General features: G+C 55.6%; 10 protein-coding genes. All 10 read right to left on the bottom strand.

Annotated elements, in window-relative coordinates; all coding sequences use genetic code 11:
• Positions 1-6: 6 nt before the first annotated feature.
• The 10 genes from nuoM to nuoC all read right to left on the bottom strand — a co-directional run bounded on the left by nuoM (position 7) and on the right by nuoC (position 12,452).
• Positions 7-1,527 (bottom strand): NADH-quinone oxidoreductase subunit M, encoded by a 1,521-nt coding sequence (gene nuoM / locus F7Q90_RS00425; RefSeq protein ID WP_006120016.1) that lies wholly within the window; start codon positions 1,525-1,527, stop codon positions 7-9.
• Between the two features lie 209 nt (positions 1,528-1,736).
• Positions 1,737-3,572 (bottom strand): NADH-quinone oxidoreductase subunit L, encoded by a 1,836-nt coding sequence (gene nuoL, locus F7Q90_RS00420; protein WP_006120017.1) that lies wholly within the window; start codon positions 3,570-3,572, stop codon positions 1,737-1,739.
• Positions 3,569-3,871, bottom strand: coding sequence for an NADH-quinone oxidoreductase subunit NuoK (gene nuoK / locus F7Q90_RS00415; RefSeq protein WP_006120018.1), 303 nt, complete (start codon positions 3,869-3,871; stop codon positions 3,569-3,571). Before nuoK ends, nuoL begins: the two co-directional genes overlap by 4 nt.
• Positions 3,868-4,419, bottom strand: coding sequence for an NADH-quinone oxidoreductase subunit J (nuoJ, locus tag F7Q90_RS00410; protein ID WP_006120019.1), 552 nt, complete (start codon positions 4,417-4,419; stop codon positions 3,868-3,870). Before nuoJ ends, nuoK begins: the two co-directional genes overlap by 4 nt.
• Before the next feature lie 10 nt (positions 4,420-4,429).
• Positions 4,430-4,972 carry an NADH-quinone oxidoreductase subunit NuoI gene (nuoI, locus tag F7Q90_RS00405; RefSeq protein WP_006120020.1) on the bottom strand — a complete coding sequence of 181 codons (543 nt, stop codon included), beginning with the start codon at positions 4,970-4,972 and terminating at the stop codon, positions 4,430-4,432.
• Between the two features lie 10 nt (positions 4,973-4,982).
• Positions 4,983-5,960: an NADH-quinone oxidoreductase subunit NuoH gene (gene nuoH / locus F7Q90_RS00400; protein WP_006120021.1), complete on the bottom strand. Its 978-nt coding sequence runs from the start codon at positions 5,958-5,960 to the stop codon at positions 4,983-4,985.
• The gene (gene nuoG / locus F7Q90_RS00395; RefSeq protein ID WP_006120022.1) at positions 5,957-8,680 is read right to left on the bottom strand and encodes an NADH-quinone oxidoreductase subunit NuoG; all 2,724 of its coding nucleotides are present in this window, start codon (positions 8,678-8,680) and stop codon (positions 5,957-5,959) included. Before nuoG ends, nuoH begins: the two co-directional genes overlap by 4 nt.
• Before the next feature lie 111 nt (positions 8,681-8,791).
• Positions 8,792-10,132 carry an NADH-quinone oxidoreductase subunit NuoF gene (gene nuoF / locus F7Q90_RS00390; RefSeq protein ID WP_170317973.1) on the bottom strand — a complete coding sequence of 447 codons (1,341 nt, stop codon included), beginning with the start codon at positions 10,130-10,132 and terminating at the stop codon, positions 8,792-8,794.
• Positions 10,133-10,134: 2 nt separating this feature from the next.
• Positions 10,135-10,650 (bottom strand): NADH-quinone oxidoreductase subunit NuoE, encoded by a 516-nt coding sequence (gene nuoE / locus F7Q90_RS00385; protein ID WP_006120024.1) that lies wholly within the window; start codon positions 10,648-10,650, stop codon positions 10,135-10,137.
• 2 nt (positions 10,651-10,652) lie between these two features.
• The gene (gene nuoC / locus F7Q90_RS00380; RefSeq protein ID WP_006120025.1) at positions 10,653-12,452 is read right to left on the bottom strand and encodes an NADH-quinone oxidoreductase subunit C/D; all 1,800 of its coding nucleotides are present in this window, start codon (positions 12,450-12,452) and stop codon (positions 10,653-10,655) included.
• Between the last annotated feature and the right edge of the window lie 71 nt (positions 12,453-12,523).

Raw genomic sequence — 12,523 nt, 5'->3', positions numbered from 1 at the left:
GGCGAATTACGGCCTTGTAGTTGAAATTGAAGCGGTAAACCACTGCTGAATATTGCTCATTGCAGCATGTGAGGTATCCAGAATCGGCTGAGGATAAACACCCAGCAGCACCAGCAGGACCACGAGCACCCCAATGGTCAGGAATTCACGCGCCGACATGCCCGGCAGCGGATCTTTCGATTTCGCTTCACCGTAGTAGGCACGTTGCATCATCACCAGCGAATAGACCGAGGCGAAAACCAGGCCAAAGGTCGCAATCACGATAATGACCGGAACGATCTGGAAACTGCCGGTCAGGATCATGAATTCCCCGACGAAGTTACCCGTACCTGGCATACCCAGATTGGCGACAGCAAAGAACAGGGATAACCCTGGAATCCATTTGATGCGCGACCACAAACCGCCCATCTGACGCATATCACGGGTATGCAGACGTTCGTAAAGCTGTCCGCACAGGATAAACAGCGCCGCTGCTGACAGGCCGTGCGCGATCATCTGTACAACCGCGCCCTGGAAGGCCAACTGGCTACCGGTGTAAATCGCAATCAGGACAAAGCCCATGTGCGAAATAGAGGTGTAAGCAATCAGGCGTTTGATATCCGTCTGCGAGAACGCCATCCAGGCACCGTAGAAAATCCCGATGATCCCTAACCACATCGCGATCGGTGCAAACTCTGCCGAGGCGTTTGGAAACAGCGGCAGGCTGAAGCGCAGTAAGCCGTAGGCGGCGGTTTTCAGCAGGATACCCGCCAGGTCAACTGAACCTGCGGTCGGAGCCTGACTGTGCGCATCAGGCAGCCAGCCATGAAGCGGGACAACCGGCATTTTCACCGCAAACGCGATGAAGAAGCCCAGCATCAGCAGGTACTCCACGGTGTGCGACATTGGCGTCTTCAGCAACTGCTCGTAGTTGAACGTCCAGACGCCCGTGGTGTTGTAGTGAACAAACACCAGCGCCAGAATCGCAATCAACATCACCAGACCGGATGCCTGAGTATAAATAAAGAATTTGGTCGCGGCGGTAATACGGGTTTTACCGTCCGATGCTTTATGTCCCCACAGCGCGATGAGGAAGTACATCGGCACCAGCATCATTTCCCAGAAGAAGAAGAACAGGAACATGTCAATGGCGAGGAACACGCCGATAACGCCGCCCAGGATCCACATCAGGTTCAGATGAAAGAAGCCCTGATACTTTTCAATTTCGTTCCAGGAACACAGCACTGCCATCAGGCCGAGCAGTCCGGTCAGCACCACCATTAACAGCGAAAGGCCATCAAGCGCTAAATGGAAATTAATGCCGAAACGGGGAATCCAGGGTACTGAGAAGCTCGATTGCCACTGCGGAATACCCGCTGCCTGCGTCAGTGAATAGCCCCCCTGCAACCAGAGTTGCAGCGAGAGCGCCAACGTCAGCCCCATGGTGATCAGTGCGATCCAGCGAGGCACCTTCGCGCCGAAGCGCTCGGTGAGCCAGCAGACGAAACCACCGAAGAAGGGTATGAAAATTAGCCAAGGTAATAACACGGCATACTTCCCTTTTTTTTGTCCTGGCTCGGGCTATCTCACTTACCCGTTTCGCCCCCGGCAGTGCTCGCAATCCTCACGTACTTCAGTACGCTCCGGTTGCTGTGCGCTGGCGGTGGCAAAACGGACTGCGCCGATTACGCCCTTACATCAGACAATCTTTGACATTCTTAATGGGTAAGTTTTCACACCTACCCGCTCATCAATCTTTAAATTACCAGCAGCAGCGCCAGCACAACGACGGCACCAACGCTCATCGACGCGACATACCAGCGCAAATACCCGTTTTCACTGACCACCAGACCTTTATTGGCGATACGTGAAAGCAACGCAGGCAGGTTCATCAGGCCGTTAAGAGGATCGCGTTTTAACAACCACGCAATGCCCAGATACGGTTTGACAAAGACTTTGTCGTAGAGCCAGTCAAAGCCCCAGGCGGCGAACCACCAGGTGCCGAAGAAACGGCCCGGCGCACTGTTGGCCACGCTGCTGACCAGCTGACGCTTGCCCAGCCAGAGTGCAGCGGCGATAACGATGCCCGCAACCGCGACCAGGCCGGACGCGATCTCCAGCGTGACTTTACCGTTCTCACCAAACTCATTGGCCGGTAAAACGCCCGCCAGCGGTGGGGTAATTAATGCACCCACAAACGTTGAGAGCACCAGCAACACAATCAGTGGCAGATGATGGGTAATGCCTTTGCCCGCGTGTGCATGGATTTTCTCTTCGCCGTGGAAGACGATAAAGATCATGCGGAAGGTGTAGATTGAGGTCAGGAACGCCCCTACCAGACCCGCGACCATCAGGTTCAAATGGCCGTTCGCCAGTGCACCAAACAGGATTTCATCTTTACTGTAGAAACCGGCGGTAATCAGCGGCAATGCGGCCAGGGCAGCACCGCCGACCAGGAAGCAGGTGTACACCAGTGGGATGCTTTTACGCAGTCCGCCCATCTTAAAGATGTTCTGCTCGTGGTGGCAGGCCAGGATAACCGAACCTGAGGACAGGAACAGCAAGGCTTTAAAGAAGGCATGGGTCATCAGGTGGAAAATGGCGGCATCCCACGCCTGCACACCCAGCGCCAGGAACATGTAGCCGATCTGACTCATGGTGGAGTAAGCCAGTACACGTTTGATATCCGTCTGGACCAGAGCAGCAAAACCCGCCAGTACCAGCGTAATCGCACCGATAATGCCGACCAGATGCAGCACTTCAGGCGTCAACAGGAACAGGCCGTGGGTGCGGGCAATCAGGTAACCCCCTGCCGTCACCATGGTGGCGGCGTGAATCAGCGCGGAAACCGGCGTTGGACCTGCCATCGCATCGGCCAGCCAGGTCTGAAGCGGCAGCTGCGCAGACTTACCTACTGCGCCACCCAACAGCATCAGCGTGGCCCATTGCAGCATGTGGTTGTCCGCCGCAAAGTGTGCCGGAGCCAGTTCCGCCATTTCGCGGAAGTTAAGCGTACCCAGTTCGTTGTAAAGGATGAACAACGCAAATGCCAGGAAGACATCACCGACGCGCGTGATGATGAATGCCTTCATCGCCGCCTTGCCGTTTTCCGGATTGCTGTAATAGAAGCCGATCAGAAGATAGGAGCACAGCCCTACCCCTTCCCAACCCAGATACATCAGCATCAGGTTATCCGCCAAGACCAGAACAACCATGCTGGCGATAAACAGGTTGGTATAAGCGAAGAAGCGTGAATATCCCTCTTCTCCACGCATATACCACGAGGCGAACATATGGATCAGGAAGCCGACACCGGTCACCACCGACAGCATGGTGAGCGACAGGCCATCCAGCGTCAGATTGACCTGAATATTAAAATTGCCGACATGAATCCAGGTCCACAGCGCCTGAGTGAAGACCTGCTGCCCGTGGGCAAAGAAGTCGAAACCCACAAACACCGTGGTGAGCGCGGCCAGCCCGACCGATCCCATGCCCACGGTCGCGGACAGGTTTTCTGACCAGCGGCCACGGGAGAACGCTAACAGCAGAAAGCCGATTAGCGGAAATAAGACAGTTAAATAGAGAAGGTTCATCCGCGCATCTCGCTCACAGTATCAATGTTCAGCGTCTGACGACGACGATAGAGCTGAAGCAGCAGGGCCAGCCCAATACTGGCTTCCGCTGCGGCGAGACTGATAGCCAGAATATACATCACCTGACCGTCAGCCTCTCCCCAGTAGCTGCCTGCAACAACCAGCGCCAGCGCCGCGGCATTGATCATGATTTCCAGGCTTATCAGCATAAACAGCAGATTACGGCGCAACACCAGCGAGGTCAGCCCCAGCACAAACAGCACCGCCGCCAGAATCAATCCATGTTGTAAGGGAATCATGCTTGCTCCTTATTCGCCTGCGCGGCATCGTTTGAACGGTTGCTCAGGACTTCGCCCTGGCGCTCTTCGCGGCCCAGGTGGAAAGCCACAACCAGGCCGGCCAGCAGCAGCATTGATGCCAGTTCAACCGCCAGCACATACGGGCCAAACAGACTAATGCCCACCGCTTTCGCATCGATAATTTTGCCGTCAATACCCTGGTCATGTGCCGTCATGATGGCGTAGATCATCACTGCCAGCAGCAGCAACGAAACCAGGCCCGGACCAATCCATAACGACGGACTTAACCATTCACGCTCCTGTTTCTGCGTGGCTTTGCCCAGGTTAAGCATCATCACAACGAACACGAACAGCACCATGATGGCACCGGCATACACAATAATTTCCAGCGCACCTGCAAAGTAGGCACCCAGAGAGAAGAAGACGCCAGCCACCGATAACAGCGAAACGATCAGGTACAGCAACGCATGTACCGGATTAGTGTGGGTGATCACGCGCAACGTCGTCACCACCGCCACCAGTCCGCAAAGATAAAACGCAAATTCCATGCCCTGCTCCTTAAGGTAGTAAGCCTTTGACGTCGATAGGTTTCGCTTCGTTCTCTGCGTCACCCTTATCTTTACCGTCAATTGCCATACCTGCCATACGGTAGAAGTTGTACTCCGGATATTTACCCGGCCCCGAGATCAACAGGTCTTCTTTTTCGTATACCAGATCCTGACGCTTGAACTCGCCCAGTTCGAAATCCGGCGTCAGCTGGATAGCGGTGGTTGGGCAGGCCTCTTCGCACAGGCCGCAGAAAATGCAGCGTGAGAAGTTGATACGGAAGAACTCTGGATACCAGCGGCCGTCTTTGGTTTCCGCTTTTTGCAGCGAAATACAGCCTACCGGACAGGCTACCGCACACAGGTTACAGGCAACACAACGCTCTGCACCATCAGGATCGCGGGTCAACACAATACGGCCACGGTAACGCGGTGGCAGGTAGACCGGCTCTTCTGGATACATCTGGGTTTCGCGTTTCGCGAAGGCGTGCATGCCAATCATCCAGATACTGCGCACTGTCGTGCCGAAGCCTACGACAATATCTTTTAACGTCATTTGTTACCCCTTACTGCGCTGTATAAAGAATCACTGCGGCGGTCGCCAGCAGGTTCAACAGCGTCAACGGCAGACACACTTTCCAGCCGAACGACAGCACCTGGTCATAGCGTGGACGCGGAAGCGCAGCACGAATCAGGATGAACATCATCATAAAGAACGCCGTTTTCAGGGCGAACCAGATGAACGGCGGCAGGAAAGGCCCGTGCCAGCCACCAAAGAACAGCGTCACAATCAGCGCTGAAACGGTGGTAATCGCGACATATTCGCCGACAAAGAACAGACCAAATTTCATACCGGCATATTCAATGTGGTAACCGTCAGCCAGTTCCTGCTCGGCTTCGGGCTGGTCAAACGGATGGCGGTGACAAACGGCCACGCCCGCGATACAGAAGGTCACAAACCCAAAGAACTGCGGGATGATGTTCCACAGATGCGTCTGACTGTTGACGATATCGGTCATGTTGAACGAACCCGCCTGCGCTACCACGCCCATCAGTGACAGACCCAGGAACACTTCGTAACTCAAGGTCTGCGCAGAGGCACGCATCGCACCTAACAGCGAGTATTTGTTATTACTCGACCAGCCCGCAAACAGCACGGCATACACAGCCAGGCCCGCCATCATCAGGAAGAACAGCAACCCGATATTGAGATCGATCACCACCCAGGTCGGTGAAACCGGGACGATAGCAAAGGCCAGCAGCAGGGAAACAAACGCGATGACCGGCGCCAGCGTAAAGATAAAGCGATCGGTGAACGGGGGAACCCAGTCCTCTTTAAAGAACATCTTGATCATGTCAGCAACCAGCTGCAACGATCCGCCCCAGCCCACACGGTTCGGCCCATAGCGGTTCTGAAACAGGCCGAGCAAACGACGCTCGGCGAAGCTCATAAACGCACCGCAGGCCACCACGACCAGCAAAATCACAAGCGCTTTACCAATGGCGATCAGAATGTCGATAACATCCGGTGTTAACCAGCTCATTGCGCCGCCTCCTGCAGAGAATCAATTTTTGCATTCGCCAGGAAGGGCGGGACACCCGGCATACCGAGTGGAAGCCCAACCTGCCCTGCCTGCAAAGAAGCCGAGAAACGCACTGGCAAACGTACGGTTTCACCTGCACAGGTTAATTCCACCGCTGCACCGTTATTCACGCCCAGCTTCGCGGCATCTTCCGGGTTCAGAACCAGGGTTGGTGCCGACATGCGCTGCTGGATAACCGGCGCACGCTGCGTCATTTCTTCACTTCCGAATAACTGGTAGTAAGGCGCGACGCGGAACTGACCTTGCGTGGCATAGGCTTCTGGCACGCTGCTGAACCAGGCAAGCTGCGCATCGCTGGCTTCGAACAAACGCACACCGGGATCACCATGACGCAGTTTCCCGCCCACTTCATCCTGGAATTTGTTCCACGCCTGCGGTGAGTTCCAGCCTGGTGCCCACGCAAACGGAATTTGCGAACGCGGGGCGCTCGGCTGGTTGTTTCCTTCCATCGAGAAGGCAAACATTGTGTCCTGATCCTGCGGCTGACGCGGCTCGTGCACGCTGATATTCGCGCGCGCAGCAGTACGCCCACTGGCACGATGCGGAGAACGCGCCAGCTTCTGACCACGAATACGGAAGCTGGCATCCGGCGCCGCATCCTTGATCCCTTTCAGTTGTGGCAGACTTGCCACAACGGCATCAATGACATGGTCCAGTTGCGTCCAGTCAACGTGACGGCTTTCCAGCGCGCTGTGCAGCGAGTGCAACCAGCGCCAGCTTTCCAGCATCACAATGCTGTTATCGTAGTAGGCAGGATCGTACACCTGGAAGAAGCGCTGTGCGCGGCCCTCATGGTTAATTGACGTACCGTCGCTTTCGGCAAAACTGGCAGCGGAAAGCACCAGTCCGGCTTTTTCCACCGTGGCGGTGCGCTGATGATCGACCACAATCACGTTAGCCGCATGGTTCAGCGCCGCATCGACCTGCGCTTTTGGCGCATGGCGATACAAATCGTTTTCCAGCACCACGACCGCATCGGCTTCGCCGTTCTGCAGTTGTTCCAGTGCCTGATCCAGCGTATTGCCCCCCATCAGGCCCAGGCCCATGCTGTTAGCATGACCAGCCAGCAGGGTGATACCGACGTCTGCACCGCGCGCTTTCAGGGCTTTGGCCACGTTCGCGGCCGCTTCGATCATGGCACTGCTGCCTGAATGCACGCCGGAAATGATTAGCGGTTTTTTGGCACCGGCCAGCGCCTGTACCACCACATCCAGCTTACCGTTCAGCGCACTGTCGAAATCGCTGACGGCTGGCGCACTGTCGTCCAGCGCGTGGGCAATCGCAAAGCCAAGACGCGCCTGTTCTTCAACCGGGGCACGGTAGCTCCACGCCGCGATGTCGTCCAGACGGGTTTCATCAACGTTGGTGACAAATAACGGATGCTTAGTGTGCTGACCGATATTGAGGATCGCGGCGATCTGCCAGTCTGCGACTTTCTGCGCAGCGGCCATTTCGCGGGCTTTGCCTTTTACTGCCTGACGCACTGACAGGGCCACGCGTGCGCCAACCTGTGTCAGGTCTTCGCCTAACACCAGCACCGCGTCGTAGCTCTCGATCTCGCGCAGTGAAGGCGTATAAATGCCGCCTTCACGCAGCACTTTCAGCAGCAGTTCAAGACGCGCCTGTTCGCCCGCGGGCATACCGGTAGAGAAGTTTTCCGCACCGACCAGTTCGCGCAGAGCAAAGTTACTTTCGATGCTGGCACGCGGCGAACCAATACCAATGACGCGCTTCGCCTGACGCAGGACATCGGCTCCGGCGTTAACGGCCTGCTCGGCATTCAGCTTCACGCTGTCGTTGCCACGCAACTGGACCGGATGGCGAGGACGATCTTTCAGATTGACATAACCGTAGCCAAAGCGACCACGATCGCACAGGAAGTAGTGGTTAACGCTGCCATTATAGCGGTTTTCGATACGACGCAGTTCGCCGTAGCGCTCACCGGGGCTGGTGTTACAGCCTACGCTGCACTGCTGACAGATGCTTGGCGCGAACTGCATATCCCATTTACGGTTATAGCGTTCGGAGTGAGTTTTATCGGTGAACACGCCGGTCGGGCAGATTTCGACCAGGTTACCGGAGAACTCGCTTTCCAGCGTGCCGTCTTCCGGACGACCAAAATACACGTTATCGTGCGCACCATACACGCCCAGATCTTTACCGTCGGCATAATCTTTGTAGTAACGCACGCAGCGGTAGCAGGCGATACAGCGGTTCATTTCGTGCGAGATGAACGGACCGAGATCCTGATTGCGGTGAGTACGTTTGGTGAAGCGATAGCGACGGAAGCTGTGGCCTGTCATGACCGTCATATCCTGAAGATGACAGTTACCGCCCTCTTCACATACCGGACAGTCATGTGGGTGGTTAGTCATTAACCACTCCACCACGCTTTCACGGAACTCTTTCGCTTCGCCATCATCAATTGAGATGAAGGTGCCATCGGACGCCGGTGTCATACAGGACATGACAAGGCGGCCGCGGGTGTCTTCAGCGTTCTGGAATTGCTTCACCGCACACTGGCGGCAGGCACCCACGCTTCCCAGCGCCGGATGCCAGCAAAAATAAGGAATATCAAGGCCCAGAGACAGACATGCCTGTAGCAGGTTGTCCGCTCCGTTCACATCATATTCTTTACCGTCTACATGGATTGTAGCCATAGTGACATGCTTCCGTCAGGCTCGTCAGAAACGAGCGTTAATCAAATTCTTGCCCCTGCACACTGCAACAGGGACGGCGGCACAGGGCCAGCTCCCGTGGATAACGGCGAATTACCAGCGCGCTTTCAGCAGGTTTGGCTGAATACCGCCGATAGATCGGGTATTGCCAAACACCTGCGGCGCAATGCCGGCTTCAAACTCTTCACGGAAATATTTAATGGCGCTCTGCAGCGGCTCGACCGCACCCGGCGCGTGGGCACAGAAGGTTTTGCCCGGGCCAAGCTGGCGGCAAAGCTGCTCCAGGGTCTCAATGTCCCCCGGCTGGCCTTTTTTCTGCTCCAGCGCGCGCAGAATCTTCACGCTCCACGGCAGGCCATCACGGCATGGCGTACACCAACCGCAGGATTCGCGGGCAAAGAACTCTTCCAGGTTACGCACCAGTGAAACCATGTTGATTTCATGGTCCACGGCCATTGCCAGAGCGGTACCCAGACGGCTGCCGGCTTTACCAATGCTGGCAAATTCCATGGGCAGATCGAGGTGCTGCTCCGTTAAAAAGTCGGTCCCCGCGCCACCCGGCTGCCAGGCTTTAAAACGCAGGCCGTCGCGCATACCGCCGGCATAATCCTCAAGGATTTCGCGTGCGGTGATGCCAAATGGCAGTTCCCACACCCCAGGGTTTTTCACCCGGCCGGAGAAGCCCATCAGTTTCGTACCGGCGTCGTCGCTTTTTGACAGACCTTTGTACCACTCGACGCCGTTGGCCAGAATAGCCGGCACGTTCGACAGCGTTTCAACGTTGTTCACGCAGGTCGGCTTGCCCCACACGCCCGCGCTTGCCGGGAAAGGCGGCTTAGAACGTGGGTTGGCACGGCGACCTTCCAGGGAGTTAATCAGTGCCGTTTCTTCACCGCAGATATAACGTCCCGCACCGGTGTGGACGAACAGTTCAAAATCAAAACCGGTACCCAGAATGTTTTTGCCCAACAGGCCTGCTTCAGTGGCTTCCGCAATCGCACGACGCAGATGCACTGCGGCTTCAATGTATTCGCCGCGCAGAAAGATGTAGCCCCGGTAAGCTTTCAGGGCAAACGCACTGATTAGCATGCCTTCCACCAGCTGATGCGGCATCTGTTCCATCAACAGGCGGTCTTTATATGTGCCAGGCTCCATTTCATCGGCGTTACACAGCAGGTAACGGATGTTCATGGATTCATCTTTCGGCATCAGGCTCCACTTCAGGCCCGTCGAGAACCCGGCACCGCCGCGCCCTTTCAGACCGGAATCTTTTACCAGTGAGACGATTTCGTCAGGTGCCATCCCTTTCAGGGCTTTTTCCGCACCGGCATAGCCGTTTTTGCTGCGATACTCATCAAGCCATACCGGCTGCTGATCCTCGCGCATGCGCCAGGTCAGGGGATGGGTTTCAGCAGTACGAATGATCTGTTTGATTGTCATTGATACTGCTCCAGCAAAGAGGCGATGCCTTCCGGCGTCAGATGAACGTGGGTATCTTCATCCACCATCATGGTTGGACCTTTATCACAGTTACCCAGGCAACAGGTCGGCAGTAAGGTAAAGCGACCGTCGGTTGTCGTCTGGCCAGGCTTAATATTCAGGTTTTCTTCCAGTGCCGCCTGAATCCCCTGAAAACCGGTGATGTGGCACACCACGCTGTCGCAGTAGCGAATCACGTGACGGCCAACAGGCTGACGGAAAATCTGACTATAGAACGTTGCCACGCCTTCTACGTCGCTGGCAGGAATTCCTAACACTTCTGCAATCGCATGGATCGCACCGTCAGGCACCCAGCCGCGCTGCTTCTGCACAATTTTCAGTGCTTCAATGGAGGCAGCGCGCGCATCTTCGTAATGGTGTTTTTCGTGCTCAATCGCATGGTGCTCTTCCGCACTCAGCACGAAGACCTCGTTAGGGTCGATCGTTTTAATAGCAATGTGTTGATCGTGCATAATTAGCGGTCCACGTCTGACATAACAAAGTCGATACTACCGAGGTATACGATCAGGTCGGATACCAGGCTGCCACGGATTACCGATGGAATCTGCTGCAGGTGCGGGAAGCTCGGTGTACGCACACGCGTGCGGTAACTCATCGTGCTGCCGTCGCTGGTCAGGTAGTAACTGTTGATCCCTTTGGTCGCCTCAATCATCTGGAAAGATTCGTTGGCCGGCATGACCGGGCCCCAGGAAACCTGCAGGAAGTGGGTGATCAGGGTTTCAATGTGCTGCAGCGTACGCTCTTTCGGTGGCGGCGTGGTTAACGGATGATCCGCCTTAAACGGCCCTTCCGGCATGTTGTTCAGGCACTGCTCCAGGATACGCAGCGACTGCCACATCTCTTCCATTTTCAGTTGTACGCGCGTATAGGCATCACTGATGCCGGCGCCCACAGGAACCTCAAAATCGAAGTTTTCATAGCCTGAGTAGGGGCGCCATTTACGCACGTCAAAATCGAGACCCGTTGCACGTAGCGCGGCACCGGTTGTGCCCCAGGCCAGCGCTTCTTCCATGTTATAGGCGGCTACGCCCTGCGAACGGCCCATCAGTACGGTGTTGCGCAGCGCCGCTTTGTCATACTCTTTCAGACGTTTTGGCATCCAGTCCAGGAAGTCACGCAGCAGGCGTTCCCAGCCTTTCGGCAGGTCATGTGCGACGCCGCCAATACGGAACCAGGCCGGATGCATACGGAAACCGGTAATCGCCTCCACCACGTCATAAATTTTCTGACGGTCGGTAAAGGCAAAGAACACCGGCGTCATGGCCCCGACGTCCTGAATAAAGGTGGAGATGTACAGCAGGTGACTGTTGATGCGGAACAGCTCTGAAAGCATCACGCGGATTACGTTAACGCGATCGGGCACCACGATGCCGGCCAGTTTTTCTACCGCCAGCACATAAGGCATTTCGTTGACGCAGCCACCGAGGTATTCGATGCGGTCAGTGTAGGGAATATAGCTGTGCCAGGACTGACGCTCGCCCATCTTCTCGGCACCACGGTGGTGATAACCAATATCCGGAACGCAGTCGACAATCTCTTCACCATCCAGCTGCAAAATGATGCGGAACGCACCGTGCGCGGAGGGGTGGTTAGGACCCAGGTTAAGGAACATGAAGTCTTCACTGGCAGTACTGCGTTTCATGCCCCAGTCTTCTGGCTTGAACGTCAGCGCTTCCATTTCCAGATCTTCTTTCTGTTTGGTCAGCGTGAAAGGATCGAATTCGGTGGCGCGCGCAGGGTAATCCTTACGCAGCGGGTGCCCTTCCCACGTCTGCGGCATCATGATGCGGGTCAGGTGCGGGTGACCGTCAAAAGTGATGCCGAACATCTCCCAGGTTTCGCGCTCATACCAGTTCGCATTGGCGAAAATTTTCGTGATGGTCGGCACGTGCATATCGTTTTCAGACAATGCCACCTTGAGCATGATGTCGCGATTGCGTTCAATCGAAAGCAGGTGGTAGAAAACGGAAAAATCCGCGGCAGGTAACCCGGCGCGGTGGGTGCGTAAACGTTCGTCCATACCATGCAGGTCATAGAGCATGACGTAAGGCTTGGGTAATTTACGCAGGAAAGTGATGATTTCCAGTAGCTGTTCACGCTTAACCCATACCACCGGAATCCCGGTACGTGTTGCCTGAACAGTAAAGGCATCCGGCCCAAAACGATTACGCAATTCGCCAATTACCGGGTCATCCAGATGATCCCGGGTTTGCCATAGCGGCTGAGCGAGATCTTGCGTGGTCAAATCTGTCATACGTTACTCACCATTCCGGCCTGCTAACAGGCGCTCAAATGAAGGCGTCAGGATGGTGCCATGCATTAATT

This window comes from Pantoea stewartii subsp. stewartii, assembly GCF_008801695.1.
GTDB lineage: Bacteria > Pseudomonadota > Gammaproteobacteria > Enterobacterales > Enterobacteriaceae > Pantoea > Pantoea stewartii.
Note: the sequence above shows the minus strand (reverse complement) of the source record. Positions and strands in the feature narration are given on the sequence as shown.